This is a genomic window from Thermodesulfobacteriota bacterium (assembly GCA_040758155.1).
GTDB lineage: Bacteria > Desulfobacterota > Deferrimicrobia > Deferrimicrobiales > Deferrimicrobiaceae > UBA2219.
Map to the genome: position 1 here is coordinate 7,422 of JBFLWB010000109.1, position 20,246 is coordinate 27,667.

21 protein-coding genes are annotated in these 20,246 nt (G+C 67.4%); 3 read left to right on the top strand and 18 right to left on the bottom strand.

All coding sequences use genetic code 11. From position 1 onward, the window contains the following. From AB1346_06970 to gspC, 14 genes are all read right to left on the bottom strand, one after another. Nucleotides 1–325 (bottom strand): hypothetical protein (locus AB1346_06970; protein MEW6720172.1); only part of this gene is annotated, 325 nt, incomplete at its 3' end. Further along, a complete protein-coding gene (locus tag AB1346_06975; GenBank protein MEW6720173.1) occupies nucleotides 297–821 on the bottom strand; it encodes a hypothetical protein in 525 nt (174 codons plus the stop codon). The genes AB1346_06975 and AB1346_06970, both read right to left, overlap by 29 nt. After that, complete coding sequence (locus AB1346_06980) at nucleotides 811–2,172, bottom strand: hypothetical protein (GenBank protein MEW6720174.1); 1,362 nt, start codon at nucleotides 2,170–2,172, stop codon at nucleotides 811–813. Before AB1346_06980 ends, AB1346_06975 begins: the two co-directional genes overlap by 11 nt. Nucleotides 2,173–2,179: 7 nt before the next feature. Beyond that, nucleotides 2,180–3,037, bottom strand: a complete 858-nt coding sequence (locus tag AB1346_06985; GenBank protein ID MEW6720175.1) for a hypothetical protein — start codon at nucleotides 3,035–3,037, stop codon at nucleotides 2,180–2,182. Continuing rightward, nucleotides 3,024–4,574 carry a hypothetical protein gene (locus AB1346_06990; GenBank protein ID MEW6720176.1) on the bottom strand — a complete coding sequence of 517 codons (1,551 nt, stop codon included), beginning with the start codon at nucleotides 4,572–4,574 and terminating at the stop codon, nucleotides 3,024–3,026. The genes AB1346_06985 and AB1346_06990 overlap by 14 nt, the downstream gene beginning before the upstream one ends. Nucleotides 4,575–4,602: 28 nt before the next feature. Next, nucleotides 4,603–5,583, bottom strand: a complete 981-nt coding sequence (gene gspK, locus AB1346_06995; protein MEW6720177.1) for a type II secretion system minor pseudopilin GspK — start codon at nucleotides 5,581–5,583, stop codon at nucleotides 4,603–4,605. Then, nucleotides 5,580–6,257: a type II secretion system protein GspJ gene (locus AB1346_07000; protein ID MEW6720178.1), complete on the bottom strand. Its 678-nt coding sequence runs from the start codon at nucleotides 6,255–6,257 to the stop codon at nucleotides 5,580–5,582. The genes gspK and AB1346_07000 overlap by 4 nt, the downstream gene beginning before the upstream one ends. Further along, a complete protein-coding gene (locus AB1346_07005; GenBank protein MEW6720179.1) occupies nucleotides 6,254–6,613 on the bottom strand; it encodes a prepilin-type N-terminal cleavage/methylation domain-containing protein in 360 nt (119 codons plus the stop codon). Before AB1346_07005 ends, AB1346_07000 begins: the two co-directional genes overlap by 4 nt. After that, nucleotides 6,606–7,121 (bottom strand): prepilin-type N-terminal cleavage/methylation domain-containing protein, encoded by a 516-nt coding sequence (locus AB1346_07010; GenBank protein ID MEW6720180.1) that lies wholly within the window; start codon nucleotides 7,119–7,121, stop codon nucleotides 6,606–6,608. Before AB1346_07010 ends, AB1346_07005 begins: the two co-directional genes overlap by 8 nt. Further along, nucleotides 7,090–7,545, bottom strand: coding sequence for a type II secretion system major pseudopilin GspG (gspG, locus tag AB1346_07015; GenBank protein ID MEW6720181.1), 456 nt, complete (start codon nucleotides 7,543–7,545; stop codon nucleotides 7,090–7,092). Before gspG ends, AB1346_07010 begins: the two co-directional genes overlap by 32 nt. 11 nt (nucleotides 7,546–7,556) lie before the next feature. After that, on the bottom strand, nucleotides 7,557–8,762 hold the full coding sequence (locus tag AB1346_07020; GenBank protein ID MEW6720182.1) for a type II secretion system F family protein: 1,206 nt from the start codon (nucleotides 8,760–8,762) through the stop codon (nucleotides 7,557–7,559). A 7-nt stretch (nucleotides 8,763–8,769) separates the two neighbouring features. Continuing rightward, nucleotides 8,770–10,296, bottom strand: coding sequence for a type II secretion system ATPase GspE (gspE, locus tag AB1346_07025; GenBank protein ID MEW6720183.1), 1,527 nt, complete (start codon nucleotides 10,294–10,296; stop codon nucleotides 8,770–8,772). Further along, entirely contained in the window at nucleotides 10,293–12,473 is a 2,181-nt protein-coding gene (gene gspD / locus AB1346_07030) for a type II secretion system secretin GspD (protein ID MEW6720184.1), read from the bottom strand. The genes gspE and gspD overlap by 4 nt, the downstream gene beginning before the upstream one ends. Beyond that, a complete protein-coding gene (gspC, locus tag AB1346_07035; protein MEW6720185.1) occupies nucleotides 12,470–13,375 on the bottom strand; it encodes a type II secretion system protein GspC in 906 nt (301 codons plus the stop codon). The genes gspD and gspC overlap by 4 nt, the downstream gene beginning before the upstream one ends. 120 nt (nucleotides 13,376–13,495) lie before the next feature. Here gspC and AB1346_07040 point away from each other — a divergent pair, with 120 nt between their 5' ends. Together AB1346_07040 and AB1346_07045 are read left to right on the top strand one after the other, a co-directional pair. Beyond that, entirely contained in the window at nucleotides 13,496–15,886 is a 2,391-nt protein-coding gene (locus AB1346_07040) for a glutamine--tRNA ligase/YqeY domain fusion protein (GenBank protein ID MEW6720186.1), read from the top strand. Between the two features lie 24 nt (nucleotides 15,887–15,910). Next, nucleotides 15,911–16,255 carry a hypothetical protein gene (locus AB1346_07045; GenBank protein MEW6720187.1) on the top strand — a complete coding sequence of 115 codons (345 nt, stop codon included), beginning with the start codon at nucleotides 15,911–15,913 and terminating at the stop codon, nucleotides 16,253–16,255. Nucleotides 16,256–16,265: 10 nt separating this feature from the next. Here AB1346_07045 and AB1346_07050 read toward each other — a convergent pair whose 3' ends face one another. Together AB1346_07050 and AB1346_07055 are read right to left on the bottom strand one after the other, a co-directional pair. Beyond that, nucleotides 16,266–17,072, bottom strand: a complete 807-nt coding sequence (locus AB1346_07050; GenBank protein ID MEW6720188.1) for an ABC transporter permease — start codon at nucleotides 17,070–17,072, stop codon at nucleotides 16,266–16,268. Further along, a complete protein-coding gene (locus AB1346_07055) occupies nucleotides 17,072–17,809 on the bottom strand; it encodes an ABC transporter ATP-binding protein (protein ID MEW6720189.1) in 738 nt (245 codons plus the stop codon). The genes AB1346_07050 and AB1346_07055 overlap by 1 nt, the downstream gene beginning before the upstream one ends. 211 nt (nucleotides 17,810–18,020) lie before the next feature. Here AB1346_07055 and AB1346_07060 point away from each other — a divergent pair, with 211 nt between their 5' ends. Further along, nucleotides 18,021–18,326, top strand: a complete 306-nt coding sequence (locus AB1346_07060) for a hypothetical protein (protein MEW6720190.1) — start codon at nucleotides 18,021–18,023, stop codon at nucleotides 18,324–18,326. A 34-nt stretch (nucleotides 18,327–18,360) separates the two neighbouring features. Here the strand turns inward: AB1346_07060 and AB1346_07065 are convergent, their stop codons facing one another. Together AB1346_07065 and AB1346_07070 are read right to left on the bottom strand one after the other, a co-directional pair. Next, the gene (locus AB1346_07065) at nucleotides 18,361–18,702 is read right to left on the bottom strand and encodes a hypothetical protein (GenBank protein ID MEW6720191.1); all 342 of its coding nucleotides are present in this window, start codon (nucleotides 18,700–18,702) and stop codon (nucleotides 18,361–18,363) included. Then, nucleotides 18,692–20,246 (bottom strand): Ig-like domain-containing protein (locus tag AB1346_07070; GenBank protein MEW6720192.1); only part of this gene is annotated, 1,555 nt, incomplete at its 5' end. The genes AB1346_07065 and AB1346_07070, both read right to left, overlap by 11 nt.

Genomic DNA, 20,246 nt, shown 5'->3' on the forward strand with positions numbered 1-20,246 from the left:
GCGGGAGGACCTCTCCGGGCTGGAGGAGGAGGATCGCGGCGTTCCCGAACTCGTTCAGCATCGTGATGGAGGAGCGGTCGAACATCGTGGAGAGCCCGAAAAAGACGTCGCGGCGGAAAACGGCGATGACGGCGAGTTTCTCCTTCCCTCCCTCCCGCACGACCTTCGCCAGCGCGTCGTCGCCCTTCGCCGCGAGCAGCGCCTCCGAGGCGTTGTCGAGAGCCGGCCGGTCCGCGGTCCGCGGGCATCCCGACAGCAGTGCAACCGCAAGGAGGAGAAGGGCGGCGGGAGCGCCCTTATTGCTTCGGCGTAAGGTATCCGACACGGAGCGTCACGTCGAGGTATCGGGGATCGTCGTAACGGCTTTTCAGCAGCGCCGAGCGGACCACCACCGGGACGTCGTCGCCGGACAGCTTCCGGATGGTCTTCACGGCCTCGAGGTAGGTCAGGTTCTCCATCCGGACATCGAACGCCTCCTCCCGGAACGTTTCGCCGTCCCGGGCGCCGCCGGACTTCAGGCTGAACGCCGACTGGGGGATCCCGGCGTCCAGCAGGAGGGACGTCAGGCCGGCAGATGGGGCCTCTTTCCGGTTGGCGGCCGCGTTCACCGCGGCGGAGCGGCGGGTCGTGTCGCGCCGGATCCGCTCGAGCTCCGGCTTTGCCCTGCGCACCTCGGCCAGGTCGCTCTCGGCCGAGGCCATGGCGCGCGAAAGCGTGCCCAGGCGCGTGACGGCGGGGAACACCGCGAATGTCAGGAACAGCAGCACCGCCGCCGCGGCGCCGCCGAGGACGAGGACCCGTTTCTCCCGTTCAAGAAGCACGGCGATCCTCCTTGTGCTCGACGAGGATGGTGAAGCGGACGGCGGTCCCCTTGGCGCTTCCCTCGGATCCCTGCACCGTCACGGAGTAATCGGCGCCGTAGGCGGCGGCCAGCCCGGACCGGTACGTTTCGACCAGCGCCGATTGCCCCGCCTCTCCGACGAGCCGTACCCGCCCGCCCTCGACCGACGCCTCCCGGACGAAGATCTCTCCCTGGGGGAGCGCCTTGGATGCGAGCGAAAGGAGGTCGGCGGCAGGAGGGGCGTCGGTGCCCAGCTCCTTCTGCAGGCGTTTCAGCGACGCCACCTTCTCCCGGATCTGCGTCCCGGCCTGGACCACGGACTTGACCTCCGGCGCGGCCTCCTGGAATTCCTTCCGCACCTGGGCGCGCGCCTTGTCGAGCTTCCGGTCCCCCGTCCAGACCGAGAAATAGAGCGACCCGATCGCCAGCAGCGCAGCGACGCTTCCCGCGATCGCCGCGATGCGCACTCTCCGGGCCTCCCGGGTCTTTTCCATCGCCGCTTCCACGGAGGTGCGCAGCGAGAAGCCGCCGGCGACTTTCGGGAGCAGCGGGGCGAGCGCAGCGCCGCAGGCGGCGAGGTGGGACGCGGGGATCCCCTCGGGGATGGCGCACGCCTGCAGCCCCGGGATGGCGTCCGCCACGGAGGCAGGCAGGCCGCCGACGGCGAAGACGGGCGGCGCGGGCGGCTCCGCCTTCGCGGCATCGAGCACGGCGGAGAGGATCTCCGCGGGAGTTTCCGCCATCGCGGCGGGGAACTGGCGGGCGGTCCGCACGCCGGCCCCGGACGCCCGGAGCAGGAGGATATCCTGGAAGGAGGACAGGATCAGCGCGTCGTCGGGGACCTTCCCTGCCGCGAGGAGCAGGAGGGCCGCATGATCGGTCACGACCCGGTCCACGCGGATTCCCGCCGCGTGGAACGCTTCGACGCACTTCTCGACGAAGGAGCGCCGCGCGGCGACCGCGAGGAAGGTGCCGGGCGCCTCCGGCGCGGCCGGGAGCAGGTCGGAGAGGATCTCGTCGTCCTCGATCGGGAGGTTCCCCTCCAGCTCGGCGATGTGGATGGCGCGCGCCCGCGGAAGGTCGGTCACAGGGAGGGGCACCGGCCGGACGAAGGTGAGCGGCGGCGGAAGCGTGATCACCGCCCCGGAGAGCGGCTGCCCCGGGACGGCGTTCCGGAGCGCCTCGGCGAGCGCCGCGGGGTCTCCCGGCCCGCCGAACGGTTCGCGGCAGGGAACCTCGACGGCGGCGGCGATCTGCGGCGACGCGGGCGCGCCGTCCAGCGCGACGGCGTGCATCCGGTCTTTGGACAAAGCGATCCCGATCGTGAGCATGGTCTCCTCAGAACAGCTCGATTTCCGCCTTGGGCGCGGTCAGCGACCCGACGATCCTCAGATTAGCATTCTTTGCGTTTTTCGCCAGCATGTCGAAAAGGATTCCTACGCGCCCTTCGAACGGGTTCCGGATGGAAAGGTGGAACGTGACCGTCGCGCTCCCGGGCGTGAGAAATTTCGCGACCTCCCCCGTCCCCTCCACGCGGGATCCCTCGTAGCTTCCCTGGAGCCGGGGGACGTGCAGCGAGCTCCCGCGGACCACGAACGTCATGGCCGCGTTGTCGATCCGCGCCTCGCGGATCGGGGAGCCCCCTGCGGGCATGGGGATCAGCAGAAACTCGAAATCGCCCGCGCCCGTGGCCGCAAGCGAATTCCCCGATCCTGTCCAATGGACGTCTGCCTTCCGGACGGAGAGTCCCGCGCCGGAACCTGTGAAGACCGGAAGGGGGATCTGTTCGGAGGAGACCCCGGCGACGATCACCCGGCCCCGGCTGGGGCTCCAGAACGCCGGGGAGAGCCGGATGTCCACGACGGAATCCCCCCGCGAGCAGCGGAGGTGGGCTGGAAGCCAGCGGAACAGCCCGGTCCATTCCCAGGCTGCGGAAAGCTCGTCCAGGGAGAGCTGGCGGTTCCCGCCGAAATCGAGAGTCACTCCATTGAGCCGCACGCCGAGCGGGAAAAGCAGCCGGGAGTTTTCCGCGGACAACCGGATCCCCCTCGCCTCCAGCCCCGGGCGGAGCAGGGAAAGGGCAAGGTCGCCCGGCAGCGTGAGCGCCACCGTCAGCAGGAAGACGCAGAGGAAGAGGGCCGCGCCGAGAGCGTACGCGGCCAGCCGCCTCGGACGGACGCGTCTACCGCCCGGCAACGGGTTTCCTTGAGGCCCTCCGCAACAGGAGCAGGAGCGCCGGCAGGATCAGCAGTTCCGCACCGGGGATTCCGTCCCCGCCGCCGTTCCCGGGAAGGGCGACCACCGCGCATCCGGATTGCGTTCCGGTCTCGACGGAGTCGAGGGTGGAAGTGACATAGATGTTCCTGGCCCCGGCGACCGTATTGTCGGCCCCCGACCAGAAATGGACCGCCTTGCCGTTGAAGTGCACGAACGCGGCGCGCGTGTAGTCCCCCTCGGTCTGCCTCCCGAACGCGATGTTGTCCGTTCCGACGGTCGCCGGATTCAGGGAAAGGAAGACGGTGGAGTTGAACGCGAGCAGCGCCAGGTCGACCGCGTAGTACCTTCCTGGGACCCCTCTGGAGGCGTTGTCCGCGAAGCCGTATCCGCCGACGTGCATGTCGCGGCTCGAGTCGAGGATCACGTCGGGCCGGTACGTGTCGCAGTTGGCGGGGAGCACCGTGCCTCCCGGAACCGTGAGGAAGAACGAGGAGAGCGCGGCCACGTTCCCGACGTTCACCGGCTGCCCGTCGTGGATCACGGCGTAAGGATTCAGCGCGGCGACGCCGACGGAGCCGGATAGGCCGGGCAGGTTGAAGGGCTGGTCCACCGCGACGACCCAGATGCTGTTGATGCTGTTGTGAAGGACGGACGGGAATCCCCAGCGGCGGTTTCCGCCGGAGAGAACCTGGGTGGGGCCGATCGCCACGTTGTCGGGCGCGCCGTTGGCGTTTGCCTGGACCAGCGAATAGTAGATCCCGGTCGGCTCCGCGTCCGCGTCGTCGTTGGCCGCCCACACGACGTGGCTGAATCCGTTGCTGTCGATCTCGAGGCGGGGAAGGGGGCTGGATCCCGTGCTGCTGGCGATGGAGGAGAGCAGTAGGGGAGTGCCCGAGACCAGCGCGTTGTCGATCCCGACCCGCGCAAAAAACACGTTTCCGGACGTGTTGTCCGCGTACGCGACGCGCAGGGTCCCGTCCGTCACGACCAGCCGGAAGGACGGGTCGACGAGCGTCCCGGCGAGGCGCACGGAAGACGCGTCGAGAATCTCGCTCACGGTTTGCCCCGCCACGGAGTTGCCCGCCAGGGTGATCCGCGCCCGGAACAGCCGGTATTCCCCGGGAAGAAGGCCCGCGGGAACGGCCTGGAAGACGACGATCACCTCGGTTTCCGTGCGGACGGCGATCTGCGGGTGGCGGGCGTCCGTGTAGGCCGCTCCGTTGTCGATGACGACGGCCGGCGTGAGTAGGACGTCGGACCGCAACGTGGCCGCGCTTGCGAAGTTCGCCGATCCCTCCACGGCGGCGTAGTGCAGCCGGAAATTCCCCGTCCCGTCGGGGTCTCCGATGAACGCGACGTGGATCCGCGTGTTGAAGGTCGCGGCCGACGGCTGGTCGAACGCCCAGGTGCCCGTGCCGTTGTCGTTTACGGGGAAGATCGCTTCCGCGCCCGCGGACGCCGCGAAGAGCAGGAAGAGCGCGGCGAGCGGAAGGCGGAGATGTCTGCGATGGTTCATTCGGTATCCTCCGGGATGCGGGATCGTTCTATTCGAGGCGCCAAGAGCGCCATTTTACATCATTTCCGCTGCGCCGTCCGATGGCGTCGATCGTGCGGACCGTGCTTCCGACCTCCCCTGCCGAGCGGACGTGGAACGTGCTCGAACTGACGGTGATGAGCTCCTCCATGCGGGTGCGGTTCCGGGTATAGAGGTCGCTGAAAAAGGTGGACACGTTTTTAATATCGGAAGTCTTTTCGAACGGTTTCTCCGTCCGATACGCGATTAGCTGCGCCGCCGCCGCGTTGTCGATGGCCGCGTCCATTCCGGCAGACAGCGCGGTCAGCACCTCCACCGGGGCGGTGTTGATGTTCACCTTGCCGGTACCGGTAGATGTACCGGCGGAGGTAGATGTGCTGACCGTCACGAAGGGGCGGATCTTGTCGTAGATTTCCCGCGTGACTCCCCGGACGAGAAGGATCTCCTCCACCGAGTCGAACAGGTCGTTTTTTGCCTCGTACGGGTTGGGAAGCGACATGTAATAGACGGTCTCCGCGCCGCCGGCGCGCGGGGCGTCGTCGTTGTCCAGCCAATCGACGAATGCTTCCGCGAGTGAGGGATCGATCCCCATCCCGGAGAGGAAGCGCTGAAACACGGGGAACCACCGATCGTGCGGGTTGGTCCCGCTCGACGACACTAGCTGGTTGAGGTTGATCTTCCGCTCCTCGTCCTCCACCGTGATGCGGACCGCGCCGTCGCCCAGCTCGATGGGGGGGACCGCCCGCGACCAGAACTCGTCCAGCGTGTCGATCTGACTGTCCTTCGCGTCCTCGCGCAGGGCGATGACGGCGGCCGCGGTCCCCGCCTCCGCGAGCAGCGCGCAGCGGATCGAGTCCCTGCCGTAGGCGCTGGTCTGCGCCGCGCGGGCGCCCAGGCGGAAGATCTCGTTGGCAAGCGCCACCACGAGGACCAGGACCAGGAGGGTGACGAGGAGGGCGACCCCCCGCTCGCCGTCGCGCCGCCGCCTCATTGGGAGGACCCCGCGCGCCTGCCGGAATATGTGAGGATCGACTCCTGGCCGGCGAGCATGAGGAGGATCTCGCGCCGGTAGACCTCGCCGCGGGAGCCCGTCAGCGTGACGGCGACTTTCTCCGGGAGCTTCGTCTTCGTCGCCCCGCCCGCGGGCCATTGCTTGTGCCAGGTCGTTCCGTCGTACAGCTCGACCCGAAAGCCTTTGATTCCCTCCGCGATCAGCGCCTCCCGGAGGTGGAGCTTGTTCGGCACGAACGGAAGGTCCGCCTGCTCCCGGTGCAGCTCGATGGAGGCCCCGTCCTCTCCGACCTTCGGGAAATACTTGATCTTGACCACGCTCGCAGGGGGCCGTCCGCCGCCGGTGTCGGGAAGCTGGAACGCGGTGAAGACCAGCGTCGCCGCTGGGACTCCCGCGAGCTGGTCCTCCTTGCACGTAAGGGCCGATTCCTCCCGGATCGCCGAGGAGAACGCCCCCTGGAGGTCCGTACCGATCCTGTCCATGGCGATCCGGACCTGGCGGAAATCCCGGGCGCGCGAGGAGAGGAGGTCGCGCGTCCGCGCGGCTCCGGTGAAGGCGGACACGAGGAGGAGGAGGATCACCGAGAGGATGGCGAGCGCGAGGAGGATCTCGACCAGGGTGAAGGCGCGGCGGGAGCGGGGGAGAAGCTTCATTTCTTCACTGCAAGGCCGGTGAGCGACACCCGCTCCTCCCGGCCGTCGGAGGTCCACAGGACGACGACCTCCACCTCGCGCAGGTCGGGGTAGAGCGATTCGCGGACCGCGCGCTTCCAGGAATACGCCTCGTTGGGGGGGGAGAACTTCCCCTCCGTCTCCGCCACCTCGGGGTATTTGGCCACCGCCTCCAGGACCATCGCCTCCGCGAGGTAGGACGCGGCGGTCCAACGCTCCGACCGGTCCATGGCGGCGATCGCCCCGGAGATGACCTGGTACGCGAGGAGCAGCGTGGCCGCCAGGATAGAAAGGGAGACGAGCACCTCGATCAGCGTGAATCCCTTCCGGTCACCCATCGCCGGTCACCGTGCCCTCGAGGACTTTCATGGAGCCGTCCCACGGGTTGAGCCGCAGCGTCCAGCGCGCGACCTCCCGGTCATCGTCCGCTTCCCGGATGTGGATCCAGGTCGCCGGGACGCGTCCTCCCGGGAGGAACCGGATCTCCGTGGGGATGTCCAGCGGGCGCTCCTCCCCCTCGATCCGGATGCCGGTAACGGAAAGCCGCGACCCGAATTCGCGGGGGCGCCGCTGCGCCTCGGGGCGGTCGACGATGCGGAACTCGTACTTCCCCTCGGAGGGGAGAATGACCAGGCGGGTCTCCCGCTTCTCGAACAGGGAGATGTCGAACGCCTCCTCGGAGCCGGAGGCCAGGTCCCGGAACACGGCGTCCCGGCTGCGCTCCCCGAACTGGGACAGCCGGGGGGCGACGGTCCAGAGGATCAGGCCGAGCACGAACAGGACGACGGAGAGCTCGACCAGCGTGAAGCCGCCGCTATGCGTCTTCCCAGGAATTGACGTCCGCATCCTCGCCTTCACCGCCCGCCACGCCGTCCGCGCCGTAGGAGCTTATGTCGTAGTCGCCGTGCGACCCGGGGGAGATGTAGATGTACTGGTTCCCCCAAGGATCCTTCGGGACCCGGTCGAGGTAGCCGCCCTTGCGGTAGTTCTTCGGGATTCGGCCGGCCTCGGGAATCCGGACCAGCGCCTCCAGCCCCTGATCGGTCTCCGGGAAGAAGCCGTTGTCGAGCTTGAACAGCTCGAGCGCCTGCTGGATGTGCTTGATCTGGACGCGCGCTTGCGTCTTCTTCGCCTCCTCCGTGCGGCCGATCAGCTTGGGGACCACGAGGGCCGCGAGCAGCCCGAGGATGACGATGACCACCATGATCTCGATGAGGGTGAACCCCGCCCTGTCGCGGAGCCGCCTCGCGGGATTTCTTCGATCTTCCATGGACCGGCCTCCTATCGGACGATGTTGGAAATGTCGAGCAGCGGCAGCAGCACCGCCACGACGATGAAGGCGACGACCGCCCCCATCACGAGGATGATCAGCGGCTCGAGCAGGGAGAGCAGGCGGGAGAGGCGCGCCTCGATCTCCTCGTCCATCGCGTCCGCTCCCCGCGTGAGCATGTCCCCGAGCGTTCCGCTGTCCTCTCCCACCGCCACCATCTGGATGAGGGTGTTGGGGATCTCCGGGTGGGCGCGCAGCGCGTCGGACAGGGTCACCCCCTCCACGACCCGGTCGGCCGTCGCGGCGATCTTTTCGGCGATCACCACGTTCTCGACCACCGGGGCCACGATCCGGAGCGCCCGGTCCACCGGGATCCCGCCCGTGACGAGGGTCGAGAGGGTGCGGGCGAACCGGGAGATGGAAGAGAGGTGCGCGAGCCGCCCCGCGAGCGGCAGCCGGAGGATCGCGGCGTCGCGCGTCCGCCGGCCGCGCTCCGTGGCGAGGAACCGCCTCGCGAGGAGCGTCGCTGCGCCCGCGAGCAGGAGGAGCGCCCACCATCCCGCGGACAGGAAATCGGTGATTCCGATGAGGATGCGCGTGGGAAGCGGGAGCGCCTTGCCGAGATGGGTGAAGATCCCGACGATCTTCGGGACGACGAACGTCAGCAGGAAGATCACGACGAGGCTGGCGACGAAGGCCATCAGCAGCGGGTACGTCAGGGCGGAGCGGACCCGGTTGCGCGTGCGGGCCTGCATCTCGAGGTGGTCGGCCAGGCGCGAGAGCGACAGCGGCAGCGTCCCGCTCTCCTCGCCTGCGCGCACCATGCTGGCGTAGAGCTCGGGGAACGTTTCGCCGTGGGCCTCCACGGCCCGGGCGAACGTCGCTCCCTGGCGGACCGCTTCCTGGATGTCCCTCAGCACCTTCCGGCTCGCCGGGTCGTCGACCTGCGGAAGGACGGACTGGAGCGCGCCGACCAGAGGCACGCCGGCCCCGGACAGCGTGGCGAGCTGCCGCGTAAAGAGGGGAAGGAACTCCTGCCGCCCCAGCAGGGAGGGGAGGGAAATCCCCTCGCCGCGCCCTTCGTCCTCAACGAGCCGGGTGGGGTATACCCCCTCCCCGAGGAGCTTCTTCCGGGCCTGGGCGGGATTGTCGGCCTCGACGGACCCTTTCCGGTCGCGGCCGTCCTTCGAGATGCCGTTGTAGCGGTACGTCGCCAATGGACCCTCAGTCCTCCTGCGTGACGCGGAGGACCTCCTCCACGGAGGTTATCCCGGCGGCGACCTTCTCCGCGCCGGCCGAAAGGATCGTCCGCATCCCGCGGGAGACTGCGAGCGCCTTGATCCCGTCGGCGTCCGCGCGGGTCAGGATGAGCGACCGGATCGCCTCGTCGGCGGGCAGGATCTCGTACAGGCCGGTCCGGCCGGAATACCCCGTGTTCGAGCACTTCGGGCATCCCGCGGGGCGGTAGAAGGGTGTCTTCGGTGCGGCCTTCATCCCCAGCGACCGCACTTCCGCCGCTTCGGGTGCGTATGGGATCTTGCAGTCGGGACAGAGGCGGCGGACCAGCCGCTGCGCGATCACGCCGCAGACGGAGGAGGCCACCAGGAACGGCTCGATCCCCATGTCGACAAGCCGCGTCACCGCGCTGGCGGAATCGTTCGTGTGGAGCGTGGAGAGGACGAGGTGGCCGGTGAGGGAGGCCTGGATCGCGATCTCGGCGGTCTCCTGGTCGCGGATCTCGCCCACCATGATGATGTCCGGGTCCTGCCGCAGGATCGAGCGGAGGCCGCTTGCGAACGTCAGGTGGATCTTGGGGTTGACCTGGATCTGCCCGATCCCACGGATCTGGTACTCCACGGGGTCCTCGATCGTGATGATGTTCTTGGTCCCGGAGTCGAGCCGCCGCAGCGACGCGTACAGCGTCGTGGTCTTCCCGGAGCCCGTAGGCCCGGTGACGAGAAGGATGCCGTTCGACCGGGCGAGGAACTTCTCCAGGGCGTCCAGTTCCAGCGGTGTCAGGCCGAGGTCGGACAGTCCGAGCAGGATGCTCGACCGGTCGAGGATGCGGAGGACGGCCCGCTCGCCGAAGGAGGTGGGGACCGTCGAGACGCGGATGTCGATCTCCTTCCCGCCGAGGCGGATGCGGATCCGGCCGTCCTGGGGCAGGCGGCGTTCCCCGATGTCGAGGCCGGCCATGACCTTGATCCGGGAGACCGCGGGGGCGTGCCATTTCCGGGGGGCGGCCACCATCTGGTACAGGATGCCGTCCACGCGGTTGCGGACGACGAATTCCTTCTCGTACGGCTCGAAGTGGATGTCGCTGGACCGCTCCCGGATCGCGCGGAAGAGCACGGAGTGGACAAAGCGGATGACGGGCGCCTCGTCGGGGGACTCGAGGAGGTCCTTCGTCTCCTCGATGGCGGCGGCCACGTCGAGGTCCCACTCCTCGGCAAGCCCTTCCGCGATGTCGCGTTCCGGCGTGTGGGCCCGCTCGTACGCCGCGTCGATCCGCGCGAGGAGCTCCTCCGCCGGACTCTGGACCACGCGGACCGGACCGGTAAGGAACCGCATCTCGTCGATCGCCTCGCGGGCCTCCGGGTTCCCCGAAAGCAGGACGAGCTCCCCGGAGGCGGACCGGCACGGCAGGATCAGATGCTTCCTGGCGTAGCCGATCGGGATCTTCGAGACCAGCGCCGTTTCCGGGTGGAGCTCCCCCGGGGCTGCCGCGCCGTGAGCGGCGTTGGAGGTCACGGCCGGACCTCCTCCTTCCTCTGCGGCAGCGCGCGCTGTATCTCCTCGGACTTCGGGTCGAACGCGCCGAGGAGCCGCCGCTGCCGGTCCTCGAGCGCCTTGTTGAGCATCCCCGGCTCCGTGATGATGTGCGGAGTCAGCAGGATCACGAGGTTCGTGCGATTCTTCGACGTCGATTTGAAGCGGAAGAGGTATCCGAGCAGCGGGATGTCTCCGAGGAGCGGGACCTTGCTCTCGTTCTTGATGTCGGTCTCCTGCACGATGCCGCCGATGACCACCGTGTCGCCGCTCTTTACGAGGACCGTGGTCTTGGCCGAGCGCTTCGTCGTGGTCGGCCCCACCGACGACGTGTCGAGCAGGCTGGTGGCCTGCAGCGCGGAAGACTCCTGGTAGATGTCGAGGCTGACGAACTCGCTCTCGTGGATGTGCGGAGTGATCCGGAGCGTGACGCCCACGTCCTTGCGCTCCACCGTGTTGATGACGTTGGCGAGGTTCGTCGAGTCGCGCGACTGGCTCGTGATGAAGGGGACGTTCGAGCCGACGATGATCTCCGCCTCCTTGTTGTTCTGGGTGAGGAGGTGGGGGGAGGAGAGGATCTTCACGTTGTCGTTGGTCTGCGCGGCCCGCAGGATCGCGGCGACGGCCGGGACCTCGGTCCCGTCGGGAAGCTTCACGTTCCCGCCGATCCCGCCGGCGAGCAGCCCCGTGCCGGAGAAGACCAGCGGATTGCCGGTGGCGAGGGAGCCGAGGAGGCTGTTGATGTTCCCCGCGAAGTCGAAGTTCGTCCCGGTGAGGACCGCCCCGTCGTCCTTCTTGCTGGTCTGGAACGCCCCGCGGAACTCCACCCCCACGTCCAGCCCCTTGTCGAGGGTGATCTCCATGATCGCCGCCTCGACGAAGACCTGCCGCCGCCGGATGTCGAGCTTGCGGATGACCTGGACCAGCGTCTCGTAGTCGTTGGGGGAGGCCACGATGACGAGGGAGTTGGTCGCCTTGTCGGCGGTGACCTTCACGCCGCCTTCGAGCTCGGCGGCGATCAGCGCCCGGGCGGCCGGCTGGGCCGCCGTCGCCGGCGGACGCACCTGCGTCGCTACCTGCCCCGGCTGGCTTCCCGAGAGGGAGGAGAGGACCTTCGCCACCTCTTCCGCGTCGGCGTTTTCGAGGTAATAGACGTTGATCTTCCCGCCGGCGGCCGGGCCGGCGACGTCGAGCCGCGCGATGAGGTCCGCCACGTCGTTCAGGACATCCGGCGGCGCGAGGACGATCAGGTGGTTCGTCCGCGCCTCGGGGATGAACTTCACGACCGCTCCCTGCGCGGGCGAGAGCCGCCGGGCGGCTCCGCGGGCGGCCGCCGGCGTCGCCGGCGCGCCAGGCGCGGCGGAGGTCTGGAACAGCAGCTCCAGCGTCTTCGCCAGGTCCTGCGCCGAAGCATAGTTGAGCTGGAAGAGCTTCATTTCGCCCTGCGACTCCACGTCGACCAGCCGGAGGATCCCCATGAGGCGGTCGATATTGGACCGCGTGTCGATCAGCATGACCGTGTTCGACGAGGCGATGGGAGAGATCATTCCGTCCTTCGACAGCAGCGGAGTCAGGAGCTGGACGACCTCGGTCGTCTCCACGTGCTGGAGGGGTATCAGCCGGGTGATGAACTCCGCCCCCGGCTTCCCCTTGCCGTCGGTGGCGATCGTGTCCTGGCGGGCTTCCCGGGCCGGTACGATCTTGATCGTGTTCCCGAAGTCGACGGTGGTGAATCCCTTGACCTGGAGGACGGAGAGGAAGACGTTGTACGCCTCCTCCTCGGTCATCTTCCGGGGAGAGATGATCGTGACCTTTCCCTGAACCCGCTCGTCGAAGATGAAGTTCTTCCGGGTCTGCTCGCTCATGAACTTGATCAGCACCGGGAGCTCGACGTCGGTGAAATCCAGGGAAATGTATACGGGCGCGCGGCCCGACTTCGGCTTACCGGGCGGCTTTGCCCCCGGGGCGGGGGCCCCGGAGGGGGCGGAAGGCGGCGCGGCCTCGGCCGGAAGGCGGATGGCCGGGAGCGGACCTTCCTCCTGCGCGGGGGCCGGCGGGGCCACTGGCTGTTCCGTCTCGGCCGCAGGCGCAGCCGTGGCGAAGAGTAGCATCGCCGCGATCAGAATGGCCTTTATAGGCATGAGGGTCTCCCTGGTCATCGGATTTCGTATTTGAGCGTGCTCTTCTGTCCCCTGCGGATGATATCCACCGTCAACTGCTTTTCGTCCTTCAGATTCTGGAAGATCGTGTACAGGTTCTCGGGAGAGGAGAGGGCCACCCCGTTCACCTGCTGGAGCACGTCCCCGCCCTGGAAGCCGAGCTTCTCGAAGGTCGTCCCCGGACGGATGGCCGCGATGCGGTATCCAGCGGACTTGTTCGCCTCGAAGTAGGGCACCATCCGGATCTGCGTCATGTACTGGTTGATGTTCCCCGCCAGGTGCGCCACGTCCGCCTCATTCAAGGCGAAGGCGTTTTCCGCGAGGCGCTCCACGCGGATGTCGTTTCCGCCCGGGGCTCCGGCGGACGGCGGCGGCGCGGCAGATCTGCCCGCGGCAGGCGGGGGAGCCGCCGGCGCGACCGTGCGCCCCTTGCTCCCCACGGGGAGGAGGTCGAGCTGCTCCGTCTCTCCGCCGCGGGAGATCCGCGCCTGGTCGCGGCTGACGTATGTGAGCACCGCGCCGGGCTCCACATCGGTATTGATCCGGACGACCTTCGGCTCCTTCATCCCGTCGGCCCACAGGACGGCGCGGGAATCGCCCGGGCGGCTGGAGACGATCGTGCCGATGAGGGCGAAGTTCGATCGCGCGACGGCGGCGCCGCCGCTTGCGACGGCAGGGAGCTTCGAGGGCAGCGTCATGCCGGCAGAGGGGGCGAACAGGTTCTTCCACGTTTCCGGAGCGGGTGCGGGGGCGGGGCGTGCCGAAGGGGCGGGGGCGGATTTCGGAGCCGCTTTCGGGGCGTAGGCGCGCAGCGAAATGTACCTCGTGAGCATGACCCCCAGGGATACGGCGGAGACGAGAATCGATACCCCGAGAACTCCCTGGAAAACCGGTTTTCGCATCCGGCCCTCGCCCCGCGAATTTAGTCTTATATTATCGCTGACTTGTCCGCGAAACGTCAACAACGGGATTGCGCCTCCATTTTGACACCGGCGTTGCGCCATGTTATTCGTATACCACCTATGTCAGACACCAGGCCGGGACCCGCGGGTCCGGAAATCAGGCAATCAACGGATTTTCTTAGGGATATCGTGCGCCAGCACACCCGGTCCGGCACGTACGGCGGGCGGGTCGTGACCCGGTTCCCCCCCGAGCCCAACGGATACCTGCACATCGGCCACGCCAAGTCCATCTGCCTGAATTTCGGTATCGCCAGCGAATTCGGGGGGATCTGCCACCTCCGGATGGACGACACGAACCCGGAGACCGAGGACATGAAGTACGTCGAGGCGATCATGCGCGACGTGCGGTGGCTCGGGTTCGACTGGCGGGACAAGATGTTCTACGCATCGGATTATTACGAGCGGCTCTACGATCTCGCCGTCCGGCTGATCCGGGACGGGAAGGCCTACGTGGACAGCCTCGACGAGGAGGAGATCCGGAATTACCGGGGGACCATCACGGAGCCGGGGCGCGAGAGCCCGTACCGCAGCCGGTCGGTGGAGGAAAACCTCGACCTGTTCGCCCGCATGCGGGCCGGCGAGTTCCCGGACGGCGCGCACGTCCTGCGCGCCCGCATCGACATGTCGGCCAGGAACATGAAGATGCGCGATCCGCTCCTTTACCGGATCCGCCACGCGACGCATTACCGCAGGGGCGACGACTGGTGCATCTACCCGATGTACGACTTCGCCCACCCGCTGTCGGACGCGATCGAGAATATAACGCACTCGATCTGCACGCTCGAGTTCGAGAACAACCGGGCGATCTACGACTGGCTGGTCGACAACCTCTTTCCCGAGCCCCGGCCCCGGCAGTACGAGTTCGCGCGACTGAACCTCGACTACACGGTGATGAGCAAGCGCAAGCTGCTCCGGCTCGTGGAGGAGAACCATGTTTCCGGGTGGGACGACCCGCGCATGCCGACGATCGCCGGGATGCGGCGCCGCGGGTACACGCCCGAGGGGATCCGCCTGTTCGTTTCCCGGATCGGCGTCGACAAGGCCAACAGCCGCGTGAGCATGGAGCTGCTCGAGGACGCCATCCGGGACGATCTCAACGCGCGGGCTCCCCGGGTCCTGGCGGTCCTGCGTCCCCTGAAGATGACGGTCGTGAACCAGCCCCCCGGCGAGGTCGAATGGTTCGACGCGCCGTACTGGCCTCACGACGTCCCCCGCGAAGGATCGCGCCGGCTGCCGTTCTCCCGGGAGCTGTTCATCGAGCGGACCGATTTCCGCGAGGACCCGCCCTCCGACTGGATGCGCCTGCGCCCCGGAGGGGAGGTGCGCTTGAGGAACGCCTGCATCGTCCGCTGCGACGAGGTCGTCAAGGATCCGTCCACCGGCGAGGCGGTGGAGCTGCGCTGCACGCGCCTCCCCGAGCCGCAGGGCGGCGCGGCGGGCGGGAAGCGCCGCCGGAGCGCGACGATCCAGTGGCTGTCGGCCGCTCACGCCGTGCGGGCGGAGGTGCGGATTTTCTACCGCCTGTTCACCGCGGCCGATCCCGAAGCGGTGGAAGAGGGGAAGGATTTCAAGGATTGCCTGAACCCGGACTCGGTCGAGATTCTCCGTGGGTGCCTGATCGAGCCCGGGCTGGCGGGCGCCTCCCCCGGCGAACGCTTCCAGTTCGTGCGCCACGGCTATTTCATCCTGGACCCCGTCGATTCGAAGCCGGACGCTCCCGTGTTTCTCCGGATCATCGAACTCAGGGACAGCTACAAGGAAGGGAAGGTTTCGGGAACGGAAACCGCCGCCGTTGCACCCGCGAGGCCCGCCGCTCCTGCGAAACCTTCCGTCCCGCGGCCGGCAGCCTCGCAAGCCGCGCCGCCGCGCGCCGCGCAGATCGCGGACGAGCGGGCCAGGGCGCGGGCGGGGAACCCGGCACTTTCCGAAAGGTATGACGCGTACGTCCGCACGCCGGGGCTTTCGCCCGAGCTGGCCGACGTGCTTGCGGGGGACCCGGCCGTTTCGGCCTTCTTCGACTCAGCGGTCGCCGCATGGCCCAACGCCAGGGCCATCGCCAACTGGACGGCCAACGACGTCCTGCGGGAGCTGAAGGAGCGCCCGATCGGCGAGCTGCCGTTCGGCGGCGCGGAGCTGGCGGACCTGGTCCGCCGGGTCGACGAGGGGAAAATCACCTCCGCCGCGGCGAAGGCGGTCTTCGCGGAGATGATGGCCGGCGGGGGAACGCCGGGGGAGGTCGTCCGGAAGCTCGGCCTCGACCGTGCGGTCTCCGAAACGGATCTGGCTGCGGCGGTGGAAGCGGCGATCGCCTCGATGCCGGACAAGGCGGAGGCGTACCGCGCGGGCAAGACCAGCCTGCTCGGCCTGTTCACGGGGCAGGTGATGAAGGCGACGGGCGGAAAAGCCGACCCGAAGGCCGTGCAGGAAGCGATCCGTAGGATACTGGGGTAAAGCGACGCGGAGGCGCGGGAGGACATGAACACCGAGGAGATCCCGGTCAGGGACGGGAAGGGTTTCATACACATCGCATTCGGCTCGAATAAATGGCAGTTCGAGAAGATCGACGAAGAGCAGCGGGTGCCGGAGGAGGTCGAGGATGCGTTGACCCGCGTCCGCAGCGCTGCGATGTACCTGCAGAAGAACTGGAAGAGGATCCACGCCGATGACCGCGCGATGGGCGAGGCGGGGATGTCGGCGGACATCGCGCGGATCCGCGACGCCGGCTATTCCATCCTCGGGATCCTGAAATACGCGGCTCTGCCCGGGAGCGCCGACCGCCGGAAGTACAACGCCTGGTTCCGGGTCGTCAGGGAGGAGTAACCCTGCTTCATCAGGCCGCGCTTTCCGCCTTGTAGCGCGCGAGCAGCCCGGAACGCACGGCCTTCCTGTGGACCCGCGCGAACACCCAGACCGCCAGCCCGATGTAAAGCGCGCAAAGCCCGAAAGCCCACGGCAGGGCGCCCCCGGTATAAGGATTTCCCGCGATGATCGCGCGCACTCCCTCGAACACGTGCGACGGCGGCAGCAGCCGCGAGACCCACTGCATCCACGAAGGCAGCGTCGCCACCGGGTAGAACACCGCCGCGAAGGGGGTGACGACCGCCGGGATGGGCCAGACGAGCCATTCGGAGGCGGGCCCGAACCGCAGGACGAGCGAGCAGCCGAGGATTCCGAGAGCGATCCCGAACAGGAAAAGCACCAGGAGGAAGGGGACGAGCATCGGCCCGTAGGCGAGGAACCGGAGCCCGAAGGCCGCGGCCGCCAGGCCGACCATCACGAGGAGCCCCATGAGGCTCGTCGCGACGCTGAAGATCACCAGCCCCCCCAGATATTCGAGGATCGAGAGCGGCGAGGCGAACAGGTTCAGGAAGTTCTGCGACCAGACGTCCTCGAGAAAGCCCGTCGTCACGCTGTGCATGACACGGGTGAAGAAGTCCCACAGGAGGACGGCCCCCAGAAGCATCGGGATGAAGTCCGTTCCCGGCGACGCAAGGGTGTTCAGGTAGCGGGAGATGAATCCCCAGAGCACGATGTCCACGAGGATCCACGCGTAGAGCGACAGCATCCTGGCCGGGCTGCCGCGGTGCAGGTAGTACTGCCGGAGAACGATCGCCGCCGTCCGCCGGAATCGCGGCATCACGCCCCTCCGCCGAAGGAGAGCGGCTCGCGCGCGACGGTGACGAAGAGCTCCTCGAGCGATTCCATGCCGTGCTCCCGGGGCAGCGCGGCGGGCGCCCCTTCCAGCAGGATCCTCCCCCGCGACAGGAAGAGCACCCGGTCGCAGACCTCCGTCACCTCGAACATGTTGTGCGTGGTCCAAAGGACGGCGATGCCGTCCCTGGCGGTGAATTCGCGGATCTTCGCCCGGATGTCGCGCGCGGTCGCCGGGTCGAGCGACGCCGTCGGCTCGTCGAGGAGCAGGAGTCGCGGGCGGTTCAGGAACGCCTTCGCGAGGCAGACGCTCGTCTGCTCCCCCGACGACAGCACCCCGAACCTCGTGTCGGCCATCCGCTCCAGGCCGAACGCCTCGAGGAGCTCCCCGATCCGGCCGGAAAGGCGGTCCACCCCGTACAGCATGCCGAAGAAGCGCAGGTTCTGGCGGACCGTCATGTTGCCCGGGAGGGGGGCGTAGACCGCGGCGAAATTCGTGCGGCGCAGCGCTCGGGCGCGGCTCCCGACGATGTCGATCCCCTCGATCCGGATCGTCCCGGCGCTCGGCGCGAGGACTCCCAGGACCATGTTGATGGTGGTGGTCTTCCCGGCGCCGTTGGGTCCGAGGAGCCCCACGGTCTCGTTCGGCTGCACCGTGAACGAGATGTCGTCCACCGCGACCGTCGCGCCGAAGACCCTTTTCAATCCGCTGACCGAAAGCAAGTCGAATGTCCCTGTTGTCTTTGTCCGCCGGTTTTTATAGCCTCTATGGAGGGAGTATACATCGGACCATGTGGGAAAATGTTTTCCCAGGTTTACGACGGAAATGCTCCGGCACACGGGGTCCGTAAAATAGTATAAGGAAATGAACAGGTTGTGGCCGTTGCTTCATGGAATGGATATTGCTTTTTCCATTGCCGGGAGGAACAAACCGATGGAAAGCAGGCGGCTGCTGGCATATATCGAATCGCTACCGGAAGGCGAAAGACGGAAATACAAGTCGCTGATCGACGACGCGCTGAGGCGCGACCGCGAACTGTCGCTGGCGGTGTGCGAGGCGAACCGGCAGGCGGAATTGTACGATATGGAGTCGCGGCGGTTGCGGGAGGCAGCGGCGCAGTTCCACGCGAGCGTCGCGCGGCTGAACGGAAAGCTGTCGGCGATCGCGGAGATGGCGGGAACGGTTTCCCGGGGAAGCGGCTGCGCCGCGCCGCCGCCGGGCCGCACGACGCTTCACTGAAAGTCCCCGTTTCCGGCGCCCGCCGGAAACGGGCTCACTCGTCCTCGACGATCCTCGACGGCTCGATGCAGGGGAGCCGCCCGGGCGGCTTCTCCGCGCAGTACGCCGCTTCCACGGTGACCACCTTCCCCTGGAGCCGGCTGCGCATTTCCCCGGCCAGCGGCCCCTGGACGAGGTGATCCACGGGCTTTGCGTCCGCGCCCGGCCCCGGGACCGTCAGGACCAGTTGGGTGAACGGCGCATTCCCGACGACGCGCACCGTCCCCTTCAGCATAACGGTCTCCTTGTTCCTGCCCATACATTCCCCGTTTCCGGCGAACGCCGCCAGCGCCAGGAAAAGGAACGCTGCGGCGGCAAGGACCGTTTTACCGCGCATTCCGCCTATCCCGCACCCACCGCGCCTCCCGCACCTCCTTGACCCGCTCGCGCGCATCCTTGGCCCTCCGGTTGACGAATTCATGGACGCATACCGGCACGGGTTCCCCTGCGATTCCGGACGACGATCCCAGTGCCGTCGCCCTGGAAGCGGCCCGGACTTTTTCGAGGGGAGAAAGGGCGATCGAAGATTGGGCCAGGATCGCCGGATTCGTCGTTGTGGAGGACGACGAGGCGAAGCCGCTCGGGTTCTGGAGGACCAGGTACGCCCCCGCCGGTCCGTTGTACGTTTCCGTGGCGAGGGGAGCCAGGTCGAACGTCAACGTGTCGGCTGCGTTGTCGTAAAAAGACGCCTGCGGCGCGGGCACTCCGGAAGGGTTCCACGTGAACGTCTGGTTCACGTCCGGCGAAGTGTATTTATAGAGCCCGATGCTCCAGGGCGGAAGTGCAGTCGGTGAGACGACGTTCTCGTAACTCGAAGTGAAAAACCCCGGCAGGAAAATACCGCCGTGCATGCCCGGCCATGTGTCGATAGTCGTGTAGGACCATTCCGGATGTCCCGGCCAGGTCAGGGTGGTGCCGCTGAGGACGGCGATCGACCAGTTCCTGAACACCTCGGCGAAGGTGATTCCGTGGTTTGCCTGGAGATACTGGTCCACGGATTCGATTCCGTTCTCCGGACGGGCGAGGATTCCCTGGAAGACGTCGACCGGGAACCGGTCCGCCATGTATTGCGCCCACATGTAAACGACGGAATAATCCGCGAGCTGATCGTTCCATTGCGTCAGGGAATCGGACCGGGAGGATCCCGTCTGAAAATACTGCACCCGGGTGTAATTCGCCCCGAAGCCGGCGTAGAAAGGAGCGGCTTCCGACATGGCTTCGTTGAGCCAGGCGTCGTCGTTCTCCTTATGCTCCCAGTGGATCATGTGCTGGAATTCATGCGCGAGGGTCCTGTAAAAAGCGGTTCCGGACGGATCTCCCGGGCTGATGTCCATGTAGAAAATCTCTTTCTGGTTCGACCGGTATCCGGATGCGTAAACGTCCTCGATGGGAAGTTCGTTGACGGCGTCGAAGTATCCCGCGATGTAGCCGCCGCCCGGCACGTAGCCGTCGACGATGTCCATCAGGAAGATGAAGATCATGGGCGTGCCGTCCGCGCCGGGACTGGGCTCGCTGCCGAACCGCGCCACGACGTTGCCGTAAATGTCGTTGTCGAACCGGTCGATCACGGCGGCGACGGCCGCCGGCGACACGGTCTTTCCCTGCTCGACGTAGATCCGGCAGTTGGTCCCTTCCCCGACTTTCTGCGCGGGCTTCAACTGGTACTGGTTTGTGACGAAGTTGAACGTATGGAAGGCGGTGACCGTCGTGAACTGCAGGACGTACGTAGCGGCCAGCGCTTCGCCGTCCGCGGCGCGCACGCTTGCCGCGACCGTCACCGTGTACTCGGTCAGCGGGGCGAACGGAGATTCGGGAGTGAACGTCGCCGTAGCTCCGGAGGAAACCCACGTGCCGGCGGTGTTGCCGATGGGGCTGCTGACG